At 73.1% G+C, this 18565-nt stretch carries 19 protein-coding genes; 5 read left to right on the top strand and 14 right to left on the bottom strand.

Annotation, left to right across the window (positions count from 1 at the left end):
* Window positions 1–46: 46 nt before the first annotated feature.
* Together ACFVU9_RS10390 and ACFVU9_RS10385 are read right to left on the bottom strand one after the other, a co-directional pair.
* Window positions 47–562 (bottom strand): hypothetical protein, encoded by a 516-nt coding sequence (locus ACFVU9_RS10390; RefSeq protein ID WP_387591905.1) that lies wholly within the window; start codon window positions 560–562, stop codon window positions 47–49.
* 213 nt (window positions 563–775) lie between these two features.
* Complete coding sequence (locus ACFVU9_RS10385) at window positions 776–1342, bottom strand: DJ-1/PfpI family protein (protein ID WP_380436301.1); 567 nt, start codon at window positions 1340–1342, stop codon at window positions 776–778.
* Between the two features lie 209 nt (window positions 1343–1551).
* Here ACFVU9_RS10385 and ACFVU9_RS10380 point away from each other — a divergent pair, with 209 nt between their 5' ends.
* The gene (locus ACFVU9_RS10380; protein WP_380436299.1) at window positions 1552–2100 is read left to right on the top strand and encodes an RBBP9/YdeN family alpha/beta hydrolase; all 549 of its coding nucleotides are present in this window, start codon (window positions 1552–1554) and stop codon (window positions 2098–2100) included.
* A gap of 124 nt (window positions 2101–2224) precedes the next feature.
* Entirely contained in the window at window positions 2225–2800 is a 576-nt protein-coding gene (locus ACFVU9_RS10375) for a hypothetical protein (protein ID WP_387591902.1), read from the top strand.
* Window positions 2801–2885: 85 nt separating this feature from the next.
* On the opposite strand, the gene ACFVU9_RS10370 is transcribed toward ACFVU9_RS10375, so the two are convergent.
* Window positions 2886–5138 carry a transglycosylase domain-containing protein gene (locus ACFVU9_RS10370; protein ID WP_380436295.1) on the bottom strand — a complete coding sequence of 751 codons (2253 nt, stop codon included), beginning with the start codon at window positions 5136–5138 and terminating at the stop codon, window positions 2886–2888.
* Between the two features lie 181 nt (window positions 5139–5319).
* Window positions 5320–6813 (bottom strand): alpha/beta hydrolase, encoded by a 1494-nt coding sequence (locus tag ACFVU9_RS10365; RefSeq protein WP_387591898.1) that lies wholly within the window; start codon window positions 6811–6813, stop codon window positions 5320–5322.
* 195 nt (window positions 6814–7008) lie between these two features.
* On the opposite strand from ACFVU9_RS10365, the gene ACFVU9_RS10360 reads away from it, so the two are divergent.
* Window positions 7009–8307 carry a YibE/F family protein gene (locus ACFVU9_RS10360; protein ID WP_380500529.1) on the top strand — a complete coding sequence of 433 codons (1299 nt, stop codon included), beginning with the start codon at window positions 7009–7011 and terminating at the stop codon, window positions 8305–8307.
* 5 nt (window positions 8308–8312) lie between these two features.
* On the opposite strand, the gene ACFVU9_RS10355 is transcribed toward ACFVU9_RS10360, so the two are convergent.
* The 3 genes from ACFVU9_RS10355 to map form a co-directional block, all read right to left on the bottom strand.
* Window positions 8313–8738, bottom strand: coding sequence for an acyl-CoA thioesterase (locus ACFVU9_RS10355; protein WP_380436289.1), 426 nt, complete (start codon window positions 8736–8738; stop codon window positions 8313–8315).
* Window positions 8739–8797: 59 nt separating this feature from the next.
* Window positions 8798–9490 carry an HAD-IA family hydrolase gene (locus ACFVU9_RS10350; protein WP_380500527.1) on the bottom strand — a complete coding sequence of 231 codons (693 nt, stop codon included), beginning with the start codon at window positions 9488–9490 and terminating at the stop codon, window positions 8798–8800.
* 85 nt (window positions 9491–9575) lie between these two features.
* The gene (gene map / locus ACFVU9_RS10345) at window positions 9576–10343 is read right to left on the bottom strand and encodes a type I methionyl aminopeptidase (protein WP_380436285.1); all 768 of its coding nucleotides are present in this window, start codon (window positions 10341–10343) and stop codon (window positions 9576–9578) included.
* A 107-nt stretch (window positions 10344–10450) separates the two neighbouring features.
* Between map and ACFVU9_RS10340 the strand changes: the two genes are divergently transcribed.
* Entirely contained in the window at window positions 10451–10720 is a 270-nt protein-coding gene (locus ACFVU9_RS10340; protein WP_380500526.1) for a helix-turn-helix domain-containing protein, read from the top strand.
* Window positions 10721–10784: 64 nt separating this feature from the next.
* Here ACFVU9_RS10340 and ACFVU9_RS10335 read toward each other — a convergent pair whose 3' ends face one another.
* From ACFVU9_RS10335 to ACFVU9_RS10310, 6 genes are all read right to left on the bottom strand, one after another.
* Entirely contained in the window at window positions 10785–12179 is a 1395-nt protein-coding gene (locus ACFVU9_RS10335; RefSeq protein ID WP_380500525.1) for an ABC transporter substrate-binding protein, read from the bottom strand.
* A 44-nt stretch (window positions 12180–12223) separates the two neighbouring features.
* On the bottom strand, window positions 12224–13108 hold the full coding sequence (locus ACFVU9_RS10330; protein WP_380500524.1) for a carbohydrate ABC transporter permease: 885 nt from the start codon (window positions 13106–13108) through the stop codon (window positions 12224–12226).
* Entirely contained in the window at window positions 13105–14025 is a 921-nt protein-coding gene (locus ACFVU9_RS10325) for a carbohydrate ABC transporter permease (protein ID WP_380436279.1), read from the bottom strand. Before ACFVU9_RS10325 ends, ACFVU9_RS10330 begins: the two co-directional genes overlap by 4 nt.
* 405 nt (window positions 14026–14430) lie before the next feature.
* Window positions 14431–15192: an SDR family NAD(P)-dependent oxidoreductase gene (locus tag ACFVU9_RS10320; protein ID WP_380500523.1), complete on the bottom strand. Its 762-nt coding sequence runs from the start codon at window positions 15190–15192 to the stop codon at window positions 14431–14433.
* On the bottom strand, window positions 15189–16616 hold the full coding sequence (locus ACFVU9_RS10315) for an MFS transporter (protein ID WP_387591891.1): 1428 nt from the start codon (window positions 16614–16616) through the stop codon (window positions 15189–15191). Before ACFVU9_RS10315 ends, ACFVU9_RS10320 begins: the two co-directional genes overlap by 4 nt.
* A 130-nt stretch (window positions 16617–16746) precedes the next feature.
* The gene (locus ACFVU9_RS10310; protein WP_387591888.1) at window positions 16747–17328 is read right to left on the bottom strand and encodes a TetR/AcrR family transcriptional regulator; all 582 of its coding nucleotides are present in this window, start codon (window positions 17326–17328) and stop codon (window positions 16747–16749) included.
* 220 nt (window positions 17329–17548) lie between these two features.
* Here ACFVU9_RS10310 and ACFVU9_RS10305 point away from each other — a divergent pair, with 220 nt between their 5' ends.
* The gene (locus ACFVU9_RS10305; protein ID WP_387591885.1) at window positions 17549–18034 is read left to right on the top strand and encodes a DoxX family protein; all 486 of its coding nucleotides are present in this window, start codon (window positions 17549–17551) and stop codon (window positions 18032–18034) included.
* A 26-nt stretch (window positions 18035–18060) separates the two neighbouring features.
* On the opposite strand, the gene ACFVU9_RS10300 is transcribed toward ACFVU9_RS10305, so the two are convergent.
* On the bottom strand, window positions 18061–18366 hold the full coding sequence (locus tag ACFVU9_RS10300) for an MTH1187 family thiamine-binding protein (protein ID WP_380436267.1): 306 nt from the start codon (window positions 18364–18366) through the stop codon (window positions 18061–18063).
* Between the last annotated feature and the right edge of the window lie 199 nt (window positions 18367–18565).

Below are 18565 nucleotides of genomic sequence, written 5' to 3'. Positions count from 1 at the left end.
GTCCTCCTCGTAAGGGATTTCGAGAAGGGACCTTAGCCGCCGCACGTCAGCCGCCACACGTTCCGGTGGTGATCAGCGCGTTCAGCGCCGCGGTGGCGCCCGCCTGGTCCGTCAGCTCGTACGGCGTCAGCGAGGTCGCGAACTGGCGCCCGCCGTCGGCCGATCCGAGCATCATCGTGTTGTAGCCGGGGATGCCTCCGGAGTGGCCCCAGAAGGTGCCGCACGGGGTGTCCATGCGCTGGAGGCCGAGGCCGTAGTCGTGGCCCCCGCCGCGGGCGGTGGTCTGCTGCATCGCGGCGAGTTCGGCCGGGCGCAGCAGGCGGCCGTGTTCGCGGACGGCGCCGAGGGCGGCGGTGGTGTAGCGCTTGGTGGTGAGGTCCGCGAGGGCGGCGTCGAGGGCGGCGTGGTCGGTCCGTTGATCCGCCGTGACCGACAGCCGCTCCGCGGGCCGCGCGCTCGCGGCCGGGGCGAGTGCCGCGAGCAGGCCCGCGCCGACGGCGGCCGCGACGGCGGCGCGCACGAGCGGGCGGCGCCGGGTGGGGGTGGTTGGGTCGGTGGTCATGTGCCGTCCTCCCTGGTCCCTGGCCGGGCCGGCGGGACTCGGCGCCCGTCGCTGTCCCGGCCGCTGCCACCATGGCAGTCCGGGTGCGGAGGAGTCGTCAGTCTCCGGGGGCAGGACGGCACGGGGGGCCTCCCCCCTGGGAAGGGGGCCGACCCTGAGGGGTCGCCGGAGCCGCGCCCCCGGGGTGGGGCGGGGGCGCGGCGGGGGCGCAGGTCAGGAGGCGGGGGCCTTCGTGCGGAGGACCTCGATGAAGGCGCGGAGCCAGGCGGGGTGGTCGGGCCAGGCGCGGGCGGAGACGACCACGCCGTCCACGACGGCCTCGGCGTCGACGAACTCGGCGCCCGCGGCCTTCACGTCCGGGGCGAGCGCGGGGTAGGCGGAGCTGCGGCGGCCGGCGAGGTCGCCGGTGGCGGCGCTGATCAGCGGGCCGTGGCAGATCTGCGCGACCGGCTTGTCGCCCGCGAAGAAGTGGCGGACGATGCGCTGCACCTCGGGGTCGTTGCGCAGGTACTCGGGGGCCCGGCCGCCGGGGATCACGAGCGCCACGTAGTCGGCCGGGTCGACGTCGGCGAAGGCGACGTCCGCGGGCCAGGTGTAGCCCGATTTCTCCGTGTAGGTGTCGAATCCGTCGACGAAGTCGTGCACGACGAACTGGAGGCGCTTCTTCGTCGGCGCCGCGATGTCGACCTGGTAGCCCTCCTCGCGCAGCCGCTGGTACGGGTAGAGCACCTCCAGCGACTCGGCGGCGTCCCCGGTGACGAGCAGGATCTTCGATGTCATCGCCGACATCCCTCCGTGTGATCGATCGTCAGGCACGAAACGGGCCGCGGGCCCGGTACAACCTCCCGCACCCGCCGCGGCGTTCGCAACAGGGCGCACCGGGTGAACTGCGGCGCGTGACGGTTCTCGCGCGCCCCGAAAGGGCCGTGCGCGCCGGGCCCTGGCCGTCCTAGACTCCTCACCGCACGAACCACGTTCCAAGGAGTCACATGTCGGACCGCACCACCTACCTCGTCCTGGCGGGCTACGAGAACTCGGGGCCCGAGCACTGGCAGACCCGGTGGGAAGAGGCCGAGCCGGAGGCGTTCCGTCGGGTCCAGCAGGCCGACTGGGACCGGCCGGAGGCCGGGGACTGGGTGGCCCGGGTGGACGCCGCGGTCGCGGAGGCCGCGGCGGCGGGGCCTGTGGTGCTCGTCGCGCACAGCCTCGGCTGCATCACGGCGGCGCGCTGGGTGGCCGGTGCCGCCGCGGAGCGGACGGCCGCCGTGCGGGGTGCGCTGCTGGTCGCGCCCGCCGACATCGACAACGCCGACGTCCCGGTGCTGGCGGGCTTCCGCCCGGTGGCGCTGGCGCCGTTCCCGTTCCCCGCGGTGGTGGTCGCCAGCACCGACGACCCGTGGGTGACGACCGATCGGGCGCGGGAGTTCGCCGGGGCATGGGGTGCCCGGTTCGTCGAGGCCGGGGCCCACGGGCACCTCAACTCGGCGGCCGGACTGGGAGACTGGCCGGCGGGCCGGGCACTGCTCGCCGAGCTCTGACGGCAGCGGGCCACCAAAGACGGGCAACCGAAGACGGGCAACGACACCGAGGCTCCCCCTCCGGGAGCCCTCGCACCGACGACCGGGGGGACGACGGGGGATGCGCGGACGAGTCACGCCGCGGATGCGGCGCACACTGGTGCGGGCGCTCGCGGGCGCCGGGCTGGCGGCCGTCCTGCTCTACACCGTGGGGCAGTGGGAGAGCCGCTCCGGCGGCCGGATGCAGGTCGCCGACCTGCTGAACCGGCCCGAGGCGCTGCTCGGCGCGGCGCTGGCCGCGATGATCGGCGCCGCGTGGCTGGCCGACCGGCGCAGTGCCGTGCGGTCGGCCACCCGGGCGGTCACGGTCACCGCCGGGGTGGTGTTCCTGCTCGGCGCGGTCGCCGTGCACAAGGTGTCGGCGGCGGAGACGCGCAGCCGCGAGAGCGCCCCGGCGGGGGCCGAGCGGGCGCTCGTCGTGGTGCACCGCTCGTACGGGACGGGGCCGGAGCCGGGCGAGCACTGGCAGGTGCTGCTGGAGTCCGGCAGCGGCTGGGACGCCCGCCGCTGGACGCTGGCCGACGTCGGCGGTGCGCCGGGCGACGGGCGGCTGGTGCAGGCGAGTTGGACGGGCCGGGACCGCATCACCATCGTGACGGACGCCTACCAGCGGGTGTTCACCCTCGACCCGGACACCGGCGAGCCTGTGGAGGCGCGGTAGGCGAACGGACGGAGGGCCCCGCAGGAGCGTTCCTGCGGGGCCCTCCGTCCGTCGTCCGCCATCTGCCGTCCGCCGTCCGCCCGGCTCAGCCGTCGTCGGAGTGGTCGGGTGTGGGCGTGCCGTGCGGGCGTCCGGGGCCCTGGGTCGTGCCGCCGGGGCTGCCGGAGGCGGACGGGCTACCGCTCGGGCCGGCCGGGTCGCGCTTGGGCGGCGGGTCCGGGATGTAGACGGTCGTGAAGTCGTCCTCCGGCATGGACTTCACCGCGTCGCTCATCGCCTGCCGCCAGATCGGCCCGGGGCCGGTCGCGCCGAAGACCTCCTCCTGGTAGTGGCCGCCGATCCGGATGTTCTTCATCGGCACCTTGGTGCCCGGGCTGCCCAGCCACACCGAGCCGGCCAGGTTGCCGGTGTAGCCGGTGAACCAGGCCGACTTCTTCTCGTCGGTGGTGCCGGTCTTGCCGGCGATCTGGCGGCCGTCGTCGAGGCCGAGGTCCTTGCCGGTGCCCTTCTCGGTCACGCCGAGGAGCACGGTGTTGACGACGTCCGCGGTGTTCTGGGACATCACCTGGTCGCACTTGGCGGGGGGCACGGGGACGTCCTTGCCGTCGACCGTCGAGATCCGGGTGATCGCGGCCGGCGCGCAGTACCTCCCGCGGGCGGCGAAGGTCGCGTACACGTTGGCCATGGTCAGCGGGCTGACCTCCTGCGTGCCGAGGCCGATCGCGGGCACCTCCTGGAGCGCCTCGCCGCTGGCCTTGGCCGTCACGCCCAGCTTGTTGGCCATCTGCTTGACGGCGCAGAGGCCGATCTCCTGCTCCATCTGCACGAAGTAGGTGTTGACCGACTTGGCCATGGCCTCCTTGAGCTCGTAGGGGCCGACCTCGCTCGCGCTCTCGTTCGGGATGGTGCCTTCCTTCTTGCCCTTGCTCAGGTTCTTCCACGTGCCGTTGCAAGTCGACATCGTCGGCCAGTCCATCCGGTTCGGCGCCGAGTAGGACTGGGTGGGCGGCAGCCCCGCCTCCAAGGCGGCGGCGGCCACGATGGGCTTGAAGTTGGAGCCGGGCTGGAAGCCGATGCCGCCGCCCATCACCGCGTCGACGTTGTAGTTGACGACGGTCTCGTTCTTCTCCTTCGCGAGGCCGTACGGGCGGGTCTGGGCCATCGCGAGGATGTCGCCGGTGCCGGGTTCGACCATCGTCATCGCCGCCGAGACCGGGTCGGTCACGTACACCAGGTCGGAAACGGCCTTCTGGGCGGCGGCCTGCTTCTCCGGGTCCATGGTGGTGAAGATGTTGAGGCCGCCCTGGTCCCACAGCTTCTTGCGGTCGGCGGCGCTCTTGCCGAACGCCGGGTCCTGCTTGACGACGTGGCGCACGTAGTCGCAGAAGAAGCCCATGCCCGCCCTGGCGGTGATGCAGCCGTTCTGCGGGTCGCGGTAGTTGAGGCCGAGCGGCGCGGCCTTGGCCTCCCGGGCCTGATCGGCGGTGATGTGCTTGTTCTCCACCATCTTGTCGATGACGGTGTCCCGGCGCTTCTGCGCGGCCACCGGGTGGAGCTTGGGGTCGTACTGGGACGGGTTCTGCACCAGCCCGGCGAGCATGGCCGCCTCGGGGAGGGTGAGGTCCTTGGCGTCCTTGGCGAAGTAGCGCTGGGAGGCGGCCTCGATGCCGTACGCCTGGTGCCCGTAGAAGGTGATGTTCAGGTAGTTGGTGAGGATCTGGTCCTTGGTCAGGTCCTCCTCCAGCTTGATGGCGTACTTGAGTTCCTGGATCTTGCGGCCGAGCGTCTTGCGCTGGGCCTCGGCGACCGCGACCGGGTCGTCGCCGGCCTTCTCGACGTTGACGTTCTTCACGTACTGCTGGGTGAGCGTGGAGGCGCCCTGGACGGTGGCGCCGCTCTCCGCGTTCTTGGTGATGGCCCGCAGGATGCCCTTGAGGTCGACGGCGCCGTGCTCGTAGAAGCGGGCGTCCTCGATGTCCACCTGGGCATGCCTGATCAGCGGTGACATCTGCTCGGCCGGGATGACCGTGCGGTCCCGCTCGTAGACCTTGGCGATCAGGCCGCCCTTGGCGTCGAAGATCTGCGTCGCCTGCGTCAGTGGAGGCGTCTTGAAGTCGTCGGGGATGCTCTCGAAGCTTTCCGCACCGTTCTTCGCACCCAGCCCGATCGCGCCGGCCCCGGGGAGCACGATCCCCGCGAGCAGGACGCCACCGAGCACACTGCTGCCGAGGAACGTGGCCGTGTGCCCGACCAGCCCGAGCGGAGTTTCCCGGCGCCGGGGTCGTGGCACCCACGTGTCGCCGGGGTCCGGGGCAGGTATGCGGCTCTTCCGTGACATAGCTGGAACACTACGGCCACGAAAAGCCGCTGAGGAGCGGGTGTTGGCCAAGCTTTGTCACAAAACCGCGACAGGTTCGACTCATTCGAGACGATCGGTCACACGTCCGGGCGGAGGCCGGGGCGATCACTCACGGTTTGTCGGCCCCCGCCCGGTTTGGCACGCGTGGATCATGTGCGCGTCATCCGGCCGGGCAGGTCACGTCCTCGGCGGGGAGCCGCCCGGTGAGCAGGAACGCGGTGACGGCCGCGTCGCCGCAGGCGTTGCCGTTGGCGGCGTACGCGTCGTGGCCGCCCGAGTCGATCGACACCATGCGGGCCCGCGGGCCGAACGCCTCACGGAGCTTCAGGGCACCCTGGTAGGGGGTGGCGGGGTCGCGGAGGTTCTGGGCGAGGAGCACGTTCGCCGGGCCGCGGGAGGTGACGCGGGTCGGCGGCTCGGCGGGCTTGAACGGCCAGAACGCGCACGGCATGACGTTGACGGGCATGCCGGCGGTGAGCGGGCGGGCGGCGCGCTCGGCGGCGGTGTCCCGGGCGTACGCCGCGGGGTCGGTGGGCCACGCGACGTCGTTGCACAGGGTGCCGACCGAGACGGCGATGGTGTTCTGGACGGCCTGTTCGGGCGGCGTGACCGGCGCCGGCAGCGGACGGCGCCCGAGACCGGCCAGCATCAGGCGGGCGAGGTCGGGGAACTTGGCGTCCGCGTAGAGGCTCTGCAGCATCGTCTCGCGCAGTACGTTGCCGTTCAGCTCGGCCGGGTTGGCGCCGGGCCAGGGCAGCGGCGCGCGGTCCAGGCGGGCCGCGAGGTCGAGGAAGAGCGGGCGGACCTCCTCGGGACTGTCCGCGACGCGGTCCGGGTTCCCGGGTGCCGAGGCCCACTTGGCGAAGTCGGGGAACCGGTCCTCCGCGCCGGGGCCGAAGTTGGCGAGCCAGCCGCGCTCGACGCGGGACGGGTCCGGGTCGTCGTTGCTGTCGAGGACGACCCGGTCGGTGCGCCCGGGGAACATCGTGGCGTAGACGGCGCCCGCGTACGTGCCGTACGACGTGCCCCACGCGGAGAGCCGGCGCTCGCCGAGGGCCTGGCGGACGCGGTCGATGTCGCGGGCCTCGTTGCGGGTGGAGATGCTGCGCAGCACCGGGCCGCCGTTGCGGGCGCAGGTCTCGGCGACCCGGCGGGCGGTGGCGAGGTTCTCGTCGATCGAACCGTCGGCGGCGGGCCAGGGGCGCAGCTTGACCATCGCGAGGTCGGGCGTGTCCAGGCCGCAGCCGACGGGCGTCGAGCGGCCGACGCCGCGCGGGTCGAAGCCGACCAGGTCGAAGCGGTCGAGGACGGACTGCGGCAGGTGCCGGGCCGCGCTCGTCGGGAGGTTCAGGCCGGAGCCGCCGGGCCCGCCGGGGATGGTGAGCAGCACGCCGTGGCGCTCGTCCGGCTTGGCGGCGCGGATCCGGGAGACGGCGATCGTGATCTGCTCGCCGTGCGGATCGGCGTAGTCCAGCGGCACGGTGACGGTGGCGCACTGCTGGCGGGGGTCGACGGTGCCCTGGCAGGAGGTCCAGGCGAGGCCCTGGCCCGGACGGTCGGCGGCTGCGGCCGCGGCGGGCAGGGCGGTGAGGGAGAGCGCGGCCACCGCGGCGACGGCGGCGGCCCGCTTGAGGTTCGACTTCGTGTTCGGCATGGTCAGAATTCTTCGCCGGAACGCCACTTGACCCCATCCGGCCAACCGGCCGGTCCCCGGTAGGGTAATCCCCCGCCCGGCCGCTGCGGCACGCCCACGGGTTGGTCACTGCGGTGGTCCGGCCGGTCCGGCGCCGATGATTTCGGGGGGCTGCGGCGGACCTTGGCAGCCGCGCGACTGCTGAGGAGGCGTGAGGTGGACGAGGGGACGCACGAGCACGACGACGGGCAGGAAGGTCACCAGGACGGGCACGGCAAGGAGCACGGGCACGGCGGGGCGGGGGCCGCGGCGCACGGGCACGGGCACTCCCACGGACCGGCGGCGCCCGTCTCCGCCCGCCTGCGCCGGATCATCGCCGCCGTGCTCATCCCGTTCGCGCTGGCCGTCCTGGCCGGTCTCGTGGTGCTGTGGCCCGGCGGCGTGCCGTCGCACCCGCGCACCGGGGTCGGGTTCGACCAGCAGGTCCGGCACGGCCGGGTGACCAGGGTGCAGGAACTGCCGTGCAGCGCGGTCAACCCGGCCGACCAGGGCACCTGCCGGCAGGACACCGTCGAGGTGACCACCGGTCCGGACAAGGGCCGCACCTTCGCCGTCGTCGTGCACCCGGGCGAGCCGCGGCAGTACGACGTGGGCGAGGAAGTCGTCCTCACGTACGCGCCGGACGCTCCGCCGGACCTCCAGTACAGCGTGGTCGACGTCGACCGGAACCTGCCGATGGGGGTGCTCGCGGGCGTCTTCGCGGTGGCCGTGGTCGCCGTCGGGCGGTGGCGCGGGCTGGCCGCGCTGGTCGCGCTCGCGATCAGCTTCGCGGTGCTGTCGCTGTTCATCCTGCCGGCCGTCCTGCGCGGCTCGGACCCGCTGCTGGTGGCCATCGTCGGGGCGAGCGCGATCATGCTGATCGCGCTCTACCTGTGCCACGGGCTGTCCGCCCGGACGTCGGTCGCGGTGCTCGGCACGCTCGTCTCGCTCGTCCTGATCGGCGTGCTGAGCCTGGTGTTCGCCTCCTGGGCGCACCTGACCGGCAACACGTCGGAGGAGACCGGGCTGGTCCACGACCTGTACCCGGGCATCCAGATCCGCGGCCTGCTGCTGGCCGGGTTCGTCATCGGCTCGCTCGGCGTGCTCTTCGACGTGACGGTCACCCAGACCTCGGCGATCTGGGAGCTGCACGCGGCCGACCCCGGCATGGGTGTGCGCAAGCTCTACCGGACGGGCATGCGGATCGGCCGCGACCACATCGCGTCCACCGTCAACACCCTGGTGCTTGCGTACGCGGGCGCGGCGCTGCCGCTGCTCCTGCTGTTCTCGATCGCGCACCGCAACGTGATCGACGTGGCGACGAGCGAGCTGGTCGCCGAGGAGATCGCGCGGACCCTCGTCGGCAGCATCGGGCTCGTCGCCTCCGTGCCGGTGACCACCGCGCTGGCCGCGCTGATCGCCGCGGCCGACCACCCGGGGGCGGCGGCGCGCGGCGGTCGGCACCGGCACGCGTAGGGGCTCTACAGGCCCAGCAGCGCCGGGTCTGAGGCGGCGGCGCGCAGCGCCTCGCGGGGGTCGGCGACCAGCCGGCGCTCCGTCAGGTCGAGGATGCCGCCGACACCGGTGACCTCGGCCGCGACGACGCCGTCGGTGCGGGTGATGCGCTGCACCACCTGGAAGGTCTTGCCGTCGCGCCACACGAACGCGCAGCTCACGTCGACGGTGTCGCCGGCGCGCAGCTCGCGCAGGTACCTGACGGTCGTCTCCAGCACCACCGGGCCGACGCCCTTGGCGACCAGCTCGGCCTGGCGGATGCCGGCGGCCCGGAGGTACTCCCAGCGGGCGTGTTCGGCGTACTGGAGGTAGACGGACTGGTTGAGGTGGCCCTGGGTGTCGGTCTCGTACCCGCGGACCGTCACCCGCGTCGTGAAGTCGTGATCGGTCATGGTCGGCACGCTACTCCGGGGGCCGGCGGGGCCACCGTGTGGCGTCGGTCACCAGGGGCTCACGGGAGGAGGTCGAGGAGCGGGGCGAGGGCGGCCGGGCGGCGGTCGACCGGCAGGTGGTCGACGGGGTGGAACGCGCAGCCGAGGGCCGTCGCGCCGCCGTCGCAGGTGCGGTCGTCGCCGACCATCAGGACGTCGGCCGGCGCGAGGCCGAGCCGTGCGCAGGCCGCTTCGAAGATGACCGGGTCCGGCTTCTGCGCGCCGACCTCGACGGACAGGACGTAGACGTCGACGAGCTCGTCCAGGCCGTGCGCGCGGAAGACCGGGCGCAGGTCCCAGCCGATGTTGCTGACCACGGCCACCGGGACGCCGCGGCGGCGCAGCTCGCGCAGCGTCGGTTCGGCGTCGGGGTAGGGCTGCCAGCTGGCCGGGGCCATGTGCGTGTCGTAGAGGGTGTCGACGTCGAGCCCGGCGGGCGGCTCGGCGGCGCGGGCCAGCGCGGTGTACGCGCTCCGGTGCAGCTCGGCGCTCAAGTCCCGGACGTCCCAGGCCTCCTGGACGTCCGCCGGGATCCGCCGGGGCGCCACGCCGCCCGGCAGGGCGCCGAACTCCTCCAGGCGGGCGACCAGTTCGGCCCGCTCCCGGTCGGTCAGCGCCGGGCCGGCGGCGGCCGTGTGGGCGTCGAGCCACCGGGCGGTGGAGACGACGCGGAAGAGCGTCCCGGAGAAGTCGAACATCACGCCTTTGGTCACGCCGCCGAGACTACCGGGCACCGGGGGCGGGCTCGCCGGCGTCCGGCGGTTCGACGGCGGACGTTCAGCGGACGGACATGTCGCCCTACGGGAGGGTGAGGATCCGCGGGCCGTCCTCGGTGATGGCGACGGTGTGTTCGATGTGGGCGGCGCGGGCGCCGTCCGTGGTGCGGAGCGTCCAGCCGTCGGGGTCGGTGGCGTAGTCGTCCCGGCCGCCGGCGATGAGCATGGGCTCGATGGCCAGCACCAGGCCCGGGCGCAGCGGGTAGCCCCGGCCTGGGCGGCCCTCGTTGGGCACGTGCGGGTCCTCGTGCATGCGGCGTCCGATGCCGTGGCCGCCGTAGCCGTCCAGCAGGCCGTAGCGGGCGCTCCGGGCGACGGTGCCGACGGCGTGCCCGATGTCGCCGGTGCGGTTGCCCGCGACGGCGGCGGCGATCCCGGCCTCCAGGGCGCGGCGGGTGGTGTCGATCAGCGCGGTGTCCTCGGGCCGGGCGGTGCCGACGGTGAAGCTGACGGCCGCGTCGCCCGCCCAGCCGTCGAGGAGAGCGCCGCAGTCGATGCTGACGAGGTCGCCGTCGCGCAGCCGGTAGCCGTCGGGGATCCCGTGGACGACGGCGTCGTTCACCGAGGCGCAGATGACGGCCGGGAACGGGACGGACGCGAAGGAGGGCCGGTACCCGAGGAACGGCGAGGTGGCCCCGGCCGCCCGCAGCACTCCTCGCGCGATCTCGTCCAGCTCCAGCAGGCTCACCCCGACCGCCGCTTCGGCCTGCATGGCGGCGTGGGCATTGGCGACGACGCGGCCGGCTTCGCGCATCGCGGCGAGGGCGGCGTCGGACTTGATCTCGACCATGGGGGTGGGGCGTCCTCTCGGAATCCAATTCTTATACCGGTATTTGTATCACGGTCGAGGGCGGGAAAGGGACACCTCTCCGCCCGGGAAGGCTTAGGATCGGCAGCATGGTGAGGACTCCGCTGACCCCGTGGGAGCGCGAGCGCGGCGAGCGCTTCGGGGCGTTGCTGCGCGAGGCGCGCGGCACGCGCAGCATGGTCGAGGTGGCCGCGTCGGCGGGGATCTCGGCGGAGACGCTGCGCAAGATCGAGACCGGCCGGGCGCCGACGCCGTCGTTCTTCACGATCGCCGCGCTCGCCTACGCGCTCGACCTCTCGCTCGACGAGATCGCCGCGGCCTGCGCGCTGCCGGAGGACGGCGAGGCGCTGTCGGCGTGAACGCGGACGCCCGCCCGGGCGCAGGTGCACCGGGCGGGCGTCGCCTTCGGATCGACGGAGGGCGTCAGCCGACCGAGCTGTTGTAGCTGTCGATCGCCGGCTGCAGCTCCTTGGCCGCGTCGGCGAGCGCCTGCTGCGCCGTCTTCGAGCCCTTGATCGTCTGCTCGATGGCCGTCTCGACGCCCTTGCGCGCCTGCGGCATCACACCGAGCAGGCAGCCGGCCGTGGCCGGGGTCGGCTTGGTGGCCTTCAGCTGGTCGATGGCGGTCTGGAACTGCGGGTACTTGGCCACCCACTCCTTGTCCTTGGGGTCGTCCAGGGACTTGGTGTTCACCGGGAAGTAGCCGGTGCCGCTGTGCCAGGCGGCCTGCTGCTCCGGCGAGGTCAGGAACTTCTCGAACTCCCAGGAGGCGCGCTTCTCGGCGTCCGAGTGGCCGGGACCGCTGATCCACAGCGAGGCGCCGCCGATCACCGGGCCGCCCTGGTCGCCCGCGGCGACCTTCGGGAAGGCGGCGGTGCCCACGGTGAACTTGGCCGCCTGGGTGTAGCCGCTCAGGACGCCGGTGGACTCCAGGTGCATCGCGACGGTGCCGGCCTTGAACGCGGCCTGGGCGTCGTCGGTGTTGCGCCCGGTGTTGGCCGCGTAGCCGTTCTTGACCAGGTCGGCCCACCACTGGACGATCTGCGCGCCCTGGGCGGAGTCGAAGACGACCTTGCCGGCCTTGTTGCTGCGCCCGTTGTCCTGGTCGCAGTACATCGTGCCGGACTCGGCCAGCAGCTGCTCGACGAACCAGCCGTAGATGGCGGCGCCGAAGCCGTAGCGCACCGTCTGGCCGCTCGCGTCCTTCTTGGTCAGCTTCTGCGCGAGGTCGCCGAGTTCGGCGAGGTTCGTCGGCGGCTTGGCCGGGTCGAGGCCGGCCTCCTTGAAGGCGTCGGTGTTCAGGTAGAGCAGCGGCATCGAGGAGTTGAACGGCATGCTCTGGAGCTTGCCGCCGGCCGAGTAGTAGTTGCGGATGTTCGGGTCGAGGTCGGCGAGCGAGTAGCCGTCCTTGTCCGCGAAGGCCTGGGCGGGGACCGTCTGCTTGGAGTCGATCATGAAGCGGGTCCCGATGTCGTAGACCTGCACGACGGCGGGGGTGCCCTTCTGCTGCACCGCGGCCTTGTACTTGGCGACCAGGTCGTCGTACTTGCCCTGGAACTCCGCCTTGACCTCGATCTTGCCCTGGTGGGCCGCGTTGAACTGGCTCACCAGGCCGTTCAGCACGTCGGCGTTCTTGCCGGTCATCGAGTGCCAGAACTCGACGGTGGTGACGCCGGATGCCTGGTCGAGGGCCTGGGCGCCGGGGGCCGCCGCGTCACCGGAGCCGCCGGAGCCCGACGTCGAGCCGCTGGAGCTGCAGGCGGTCAGGGACAGGCCGGCCACCAGCAGGGCCGCGAGCGCGCGTGCACTCTTCTTCACGGGGGTTCTCTCTCTGTGGGGTGCGGGAGGGACGGACGAGCTGATCAGCGCACGGCGCCCGCGGTCAGGCCGCGGACGATGAACCGCTGGCCGAAGACCACCAGGGCGAGGGTCGGCAGCAGCGAGAGGACGACGCCGGCGAGGATCAGGCCGGGGTCGGACATCTCGGAGTCGCGCAGCGAGGTCAGACCGATCTGCAGCGTCTGCATGTTCGCCGTGCGGGTGATGATGAGCGGCCAGAAGTACTGGTTCCAGGCGGACAGGAACACGTAGATCGACAACGCCGCCAGGGCCGGCTTGTTGAGCGGGACGGCGATCTTCCACAGGAAGCGCCAGTGGCCGGCGCCGTCGATCCGGGCCGCGTCGCGCAGCTCGGCGGGCAGCTGGCGGAAGGACTGCCGCAGCATGAACGTGCCGAAGCCGGAGGCGAGGAACGGCAGCACCAGGCCGAAGTAGGTGTTGCCGAGGCCCCAGTCCGACAGCGTCAGGTAGTTGGGGATGATGATGGCCTCCCAGGGGACCATCAGCGTCGCCAGGAACACCCCGAACACCACGGCCCGCGCCCGGATCGGCAGGAAGACGAAGGCGTACGCGGCCAGGATCGAGGTGAACAGCTGGGCCAGGGTGATGGCCGTCGCCGTGATCGCCGAGTTGGCGTACTGGCGGGCCAGCGGGATGGTCTCGACGGCGCCGGAGAAGTTCCGCCCGGTGACGGAGTGGGGCACCAGCGCCGGCGGGTACGAGGAGAGTTCGGACGGGCCCATGAAGGCGCCGGCCACCGCGTAGTACACCGGGAAGGCCACGGTGACGACGGCGACGGCGAGCACCAGGTAGACGGCGGCGCGGGCGAGCAGCTCGCGCGGGGACCGGCCGGCCAGGACGCCCGTGCGGCGACGGGGCTCGGCGGCCTCCGTGACGACAGTGGTCATGCGTAGTGCACCTTCCGCTCCAGGACGCCGAACTGGACGGCCGTGCAGGCGAGGACGACCAGGAGCAGCACGACGGCCTGCGCGCTCGCGGTGCCGAAGTCGCTGGAGCCGTACGCGAACGCCTTCTCGTAGACGGAGTAGACGAGCGTGCGCGTGGCGCCGTCCGGACCGCCCTTGGTGAGGATGTGGATCTGGCCGAAGCTCTGCAGCGAGTGGACGGTGGAGACCACGGTGAGGAAGAACAGGTGCGGGCCGAGCATCGGCACGGTGATCGAACGGGCCAGCCGCAGGCCGGTCGCGCCGTCCAGCCGCGCCGCCTCCATGATCTCGCCGGGGATCGATCCGACGCCGGCCGAGAGCACCAGGACGTTGTAGCCGAGGTTCATCCACACGGTCGTGGCGGCGACGGACACCAGCGCGTACCGGTCGTCGGTGAGCCAGCCCACCGGGCCGAGGCCGACGTGCGAGAGCAGACCGTTGATCACCCCGCTCGCGGGGTTGAAGAACACCGCGAAGACCACGGACGCGCTGGCCACCGAGAAGGCGAACGGCAGCGCGAACGCGGACCGCAGCAGCCGCACACCGCGGATCCGGTTCTCCAGGAGCAGCACCAGCACGAGCGCGCCGAGGACCCCGGGCACGACGGTGAGCAGCGTAAACAGGGCGGTGGTGACCAGTGTGCGGCCGAAGTCGGCGGAGCTCAGCAGGTCGGTGTAGTGCTGAAACCCGACGTAGCGGGAGGGCGCGCCGAACAGGTCGTTGGCGTGGGCGCTCAGGTAGAGGGTCCGCCCCAGCGGGTAGCCGATGAACAGGACGAAGACGGCCAGCGAGGGCAGCAGGAAGGCCCAGGCGAGGCCGTGTTCGCCCCAGCGGCGGCTGCGCCGCGGGTGGGGCGCGGGGTGCGGTGCGGTCGGCATGGGTGAGCGCGTCCGCCTTTCGTGATGTCGGTTCCGGCCGAAACCGTGTCCTGCCCGTGCGACGCGCCGGGAACCCTGCGGTGATCAACCGGTGACCACGGGATTACGCGTTCGCGTCAAATCCGGACGGTCGTGCGCGGAGCAGCGTTCGGGCCGTCGGTGGTGCGGCGTACGGTTCCCACGTGAACGACGGGATCGTCGACGTGCGGGCCGGAATGGCCGAAACCTTGCGGGGGCGGGAGGGCGCCTGGGCGTTCGTCAGGCCCGGCCGGACGCACTGGTGCTCGTGATCGAGGACGACCTCATCGCGGCCAGGGCCCGTACGGAGGAAGCGTTGAACGCGCTTTGAAAATGCTGCGGCCCAACGGCCCGGCGTGGCCGGACCGTTGGGCCGTGGTGCGCTCGTCAGGCCGTGACGCCGCCGTCGAGGACGAGGTCGGCGCCGACGGTGTACCCGGCCTCGGGCGAGGCGAGGTAGAGGACCGCGGCGGCGGCCTCCTCGACCGAACCCGTCCGGCCCAGCGGGACGGCGTCCTTCATCCGCTCGGCCTTGTCCGCGGCGCTCTCCCCGGGGCGGGTGGACATCGTCGTCTCCACCGGGCCGGGGCTCACCAGGTTGATCCGCACGCCGTCCGCGATGTGGTCGCGGGCGGCGGCCCGGGTGATCGCGGTGACGGCGGCCTTGCTGGCGGCATAGGCACCGAGGCCGGCGACGCGCTGGTGCACGCCGATGTTGGAGGAGATGTTGACGATCGCGCCGCCGCCGTTGGCGCGCAGGTGGGCGATCTGGTGCTTCATCGCGAGGAAGGTGCCGGTCAGGTTGATGCCGATGACGCGGTCCCACTCGGCCTCGTCGATGTCGGCGACCGGGCCGGCGCCGCCGAACACGCCCGCGTTGTTGACGGCGACGTCCAGTGCGCCGAGGTGCTCGACGGTCTCACGGACCAGCCGGGCCGCGTCCGCGCCGTCCGTGACGTCGCCGGTGAGCGCGACGGCCTTGCCGCCCTCGCGCTCGATCAGCTCGACGGTCTCGGCGAGCGGGCCCCCGGTGCGGCCCGCGACGGCGACCCGGGCGCCCTCCCGGGCGAAGGCGAGCGCGACCGCGCGCCCGATGCCGGTGCCGCCGCCGGTGACGAGGACGGCGCGGTCGGCGAAGCGCTTGCTCATGACGTGAACTCCTTGATGTGGATCGTGCTTTCGGATGACTTGGTGGTGCGGGTAGTGCGGGTAGTGCGGGTGAAGCGGGGCAGCGTCGCGACCGCGGCGCCGGTGAGCGCCAGGGCGGCGGCGCCGGCCGCGAAGGCCGCCGCGTAGCCGCCGACGACGGTCGGCCGGGTGGCGGCGAGCGCCATCAGGGCGGCGACGCCGGCCGTGGGGCCGAGTTCCATCGCCGTGTTGAACAGGCCGGCGGCGAGGCCGGTCCGCTCGGGCGGCACCCCGCCGGTGGCGAGGACGGCCGCGCCGGCGAAGGCCGGTCCGGCCCCGGCGGGCAGGAGGAGCAGGCCGGGCAGCAGCCCGACGGCGTACCCGCTGCCGGGTGCGAGGCCGGCCAGCAGGGCGAGGCCCGTCGCCGCCACGGCCAGGCCGCCCGCGGTGACCGTGACGGCGCCGTACCGGGCCGTCAGCGGCGCGGCGAGGCGGCCGGCGAGCACCAACGCTGCCGCGTACGGGAGGAAGGCGGCCGAGGTGGCCAACACGCCCCAGTCGCGGACCTGTTGGAGGTAGAGGGCGAGCAGCAGGAAGGTCAGCGCGGTGCCGGTGGCGGTCACCATGACGGCGGCGAGCGCGGTGGCGCGGCGGCGGTCGGCCAGGAAGCCGGGCGGCAGCAGCGGGTCGACGGCGCGCCGTTCGGCGGCGGCGAAGGCGAGGAGCAGGACGAGCCCGGCGGCGAGCGGGGCGAGCACGACGGACGTGCCCCAGCCGTGGTCGGTGGACGCGACCAGACCGTAACTGGCCGCGCACACACCGGCGGTGGCGAGGACGGCACCCCGCAGGTCCAGGCCCGGCCCGGACCCACGACCGGACTCGGCGGGCGGCAGGCCACCGGAGCGCACCAGGGCCAGGGCCGCGACCAGCACGGGCACGGCGAACGGCCAGCGCCAGGACGCCCACGCCGTGACCACGCCCGAGACCAGGCTCCCCGCGGTCGCCCCGAGCACCGAGAGCCCGCCCCACGTCGCCATCGCCCGGCGGTAGTCGGCGGCCCCCGGGTGCAGCGCCCGGACCACCGCGACCGCCGCCGGGGCGACCAGCGCCGCACCGGCACCCTGGCCGAACCGGCCCGCCAACAGCGCGGCGAAGCCGGGCGCGACGGCGCAGGCGGCGGAGGCCGCGCCGAACAGGGCGAGCCCGGCCCGTAACACGCGGCGCCCGCCGTACCGGTCGGCGAGCCGCCCGCCGAGCAGGAGCAGCGAGCTGAACGAGAGCCCGTAGGCCGCGCTCAGCACCAGCACGCCGGACGGGCCGAGCCCGAACTGCCGCGCCACCAAGGGCAGCGGGACGGTGAGGAGCATGAGCGTGAAGATCAGCGCGACCTGGACGGCGCCGAGCAGCGCGAAGCCTGTTCGCGCCGTTGCCATTGCCGCTGCCATTGCCGTTGCCTTCGCCGGAGCCCGAGAGCCCGGCATGGACAACCCCCTCATGACCACTCCCCCTATGTAGACCGTTCGGTTCAGAATAAGGACACAAAAAGGCCGCGCGGCCGCCACCCCGCGACCTCGGTCAGCCCAGCAGCACGAGCGCCTGCTCGGCGGCGTCCCGCACGCGCGCCGACCCGTCCGCGACCTTGCCCATCACGCGCATGCCCTGCATCAGCACCATGAGCGTCCGCGCCAGCGCCCGGGGGTCGCGCCCCTCGGACAGCTCCCCCTGCGCCTCGGCGCGCACGAGCGCGGCGGTCAGCAGCGCCTCCAGGTGGCCGAGGCTCGCCTCCACCCGGCGCGCGGCCGACGGGTCGTGCGGCGCCAGTTCGACCGCCGTGTTGACGACGAAGCAGCCGCGCTCCCGCTCGCTCCCGGTGGATTCCGCCGCGTACCGGCGGACCACCGCGCGGACCGCCGGCAGCACCGGCCCGGGCCGGGAGAGCTCGGCGAGCAGCACCGGGTCGGTCTGCTCGCCGTAGCGCTCCAGCGCGCGCAGGTACAGCTCGTGCTTGCTGCCGAACGTGGCGTACAGGCTCGCGCGGCCGATCCCGAGCCCCTCGACCAGGTCGGCCATGGACGTGGCCTCGTAGCCGCGCCGCCAGAACAGCTCCAGGGCCGCCTGCAGCGCCGCGTCCGGGTCGAATTCCTTCGTTCGCGCCATGGTGGAACGCTAAACCTTTCTGGACCGCTCGGTCAATATAGAAGTTTGCAAGGGGCTCATCCGACTCTTCTCCTGCCGATCGACGGCCGGCCCGCACGCCGGCCGACTTGACGGAATTCGCCAGAGTCGAGGGGAATCTGACGGACCATTGTCAAGTGGACTAGACCATAGCTACCCTTGCCGACCACCCCTCCTCCCCCACACCAGGAGGCGTTGCCCCATGTCCGTGCACTTCCCCACCACCCCGCGCGCCGTGACCGACACCACCCGCCCGCTCGCCCTGGCGGCCTTCCGGGTCGTCGTCGGCCTGCTCTTCGCCTGCCACGGCGCCGCCTCCCTGTTCGGCGTCCTCGGCGGCGCCAAGGGCGGCGGCACCGTCCCGTTCGGCCAGTGGCCGGGCTGGTGGGCCGCCCTGATCCAGCTGGCCGGCGGCCTCCTCGTCGCGGTCGGCCTCGGCACCCGCTGGGCCGCGCTGCTCTGCTCCGGCTCGATGGCCTACGCCTACTTCACCGTCCACCAGCAGCACGCGCTGCTCCCGCTGCAGAACGGCGGCGAGCCGTCCGTCATGTTCTGCTGGGCGTTCCTCGCCATCGCCGCCATCGGCTCCGGCCCGTACGCCCTGGACCGGCTCCTGCCGGGCCGGGCCCAGGCCGCCGACCACGCCACGGAGCCGGCGGCGGAGCGCGCCCGGGTGAGCCAGCCCTGACCGTTCTCCGCGAGGTGCCGGCCGGGCTAGGACCGCTCCCCCTCCGCGAGGTGCCGTTCGACGGACGCGACCTTGGCGGTGAGGCCGTCGGTGACGCCGGCCCGGTCGTCGATCTTGATGACCGTGCTCACCCGGCCGCTGTAGGCCTTCACCGCCTCGATCGCCGCCCTGATCACCGGCATCACCTCGTCCCACTCCCCCTCGACGCTGGTGAACATCGCGTCCGTGCGGTTGGGCAGCCCGCTCGCCCGCACGACGCGGACGGCGGCGGCGACCGCCTCCCCCACGTCCTCGCCGATGCCCAACGGGGTGACCGAAAACGCAGCGATCACGGCTGCACTCCTCTCGAACGGCACTGGTGCGCGGGGGGGGGCGCGCCCCGGCGCCGCCCCCGCGCCGCCCCAAGAGCCCCCCTCCCCCGCGCCCCCACCCACACCCCCAAAAATTTTCGATTTTGTTTACCCCACAATTAAAACTCAAAAAATTTGAGCCATATTTTGGGGCCCCCCACCAAAGCGCCCCACCCCAAGG

This window comes from Kitasatospora sp. NPDC057936, assembly GCF_042887525.1.
Taxonomy (GTDB): domain Bacteria; phylum Actinomycetota; class Actinomycetes; order Streptomycetales; family Streptomycetaceae; genus Kitasatospora.
The sequence above is the reverse complement of the archived record's forward strand: the minus strand, read 5'-3'. Positions and strand labels throughout refer to the sequence as shown.

What these genes read in the sequence shown, in the direction of transcription:
- ACFVU9_RS10390 (WP_387591905.1), bottom strand. Translation starts at nt 562, where the DNA reads ATGACCACCGACCCAACCACCCCCACCCGGCGCCGCCCGCTCGTGCGC.
- ACFVU9_RS10385 (WP_380436301.1), bottom strand. Translation starts at nt 1,342, where the DNA reads ATGACATCGAAGATCCTGCTCGTCACCGGGGACGCCGCCGAGTCGCTG.
- ACFVU9_RS10380 (WP_380436299.1), top strand. Translation starts at nt 1,552, where the DNA reads ATGTCGGACCGCACCACCTACCTCGTCCTGGCGGGCTACGAGAACTCG.
- ACFVU9_RS10375 (WP_387591902.1), top strand. Translation starts at nt 2,225, where the DNA reads ATGCGGCGCACACTGGTGCGGGCGCTCGCGGGCGCCGGGCTGGCGGCC.
- ACFVU9_RS10370 (WP_380436295.1), bottom strand. Translation starts at nt 5,138, where the DNA reads ATGTCACGGAAGAGCCGCATACCTGCCCCGGACCCCGGCGACACGTGG.
- ACFVU9_RS10365 (WP_387591898.1), bottom strand. Translation starts at nt 6,813, where the DNA reads ATGCCGAACACGAAGTCGAACCTCAAGCGGGCCGCCGCCGTCGCCGCG.
- ACFVU9_RS10355 (WP_380436289.1), bottom strand. Translation starts at nt 8,738, where the DNA reads ATGACCGATCACGACTTCACGACGCGGGTGACGGTCCGCGGGTACGAG.
- map (WP_380436285.1), bottom strand. Translation starts at nt 10,343, where the DNA reads ATGGTCGAGATCAAGTCCGACGCCGCCCTCGCCGCGATGCGCGAAGCC.
- ACFVU9_RS10340 (WP_380500526.1), top strand. Translation starts at nt 10,451, where the DNA reads ATGGTGAGGACTCCGCTGACCCCGTGGGAGCGCGAGCGCGGCGAGCGC.
- ACFVU9_RS10330 (WP_380500524.1), bottom strand. Translation starts at nt 13,108, where the DNA reads ATGACCACTGTCGTCACGGAGGCCGCCGAGCCCCGTCGCCGCACGGGC.
- ACFVU9_RS10325 (WP_380436279.1), bottom strand. Translation starts at nt 14,025, where the DNA reads ATGCCGACCGCACCGCACCCCGCGCCCCACCCGCGGCGCAGCCGCCGC.
- ACFVU9_RS10320 (WP_380500523.1), bottom strand. Translation starts at nt 15,192, where the DNA reads ATGAGCAAGCGCTTCGCCGACCGCGCCGTCCTCGTCACCGGCGGCGGC.
- ACFVU9_RS10315 (WP_387591891.1), bottom strand. Translation starts at nt 16,616, where the DNA reads ATGGCAGCGGCAATGGCAACGGCGCGAACAGGCTTCGCGCTGCTCGGC.
- ACFVU9_RS10310 (WP_387591888.1), bottom strand. Translation starts at nt 17,328, where the DNA reads ATGGCGCGAACGAAGGAATTCGACCCGGACGCGGCGCTGCAGGCGGCC.
- ACFVU9_RS10305 (WP_387591885.1), top strand. Translation starts at nt 17,549, where the DNA reads ATGTCCGTGCACTTCCCCACCACCCCGCGCGCCGTGACCGACACCACC.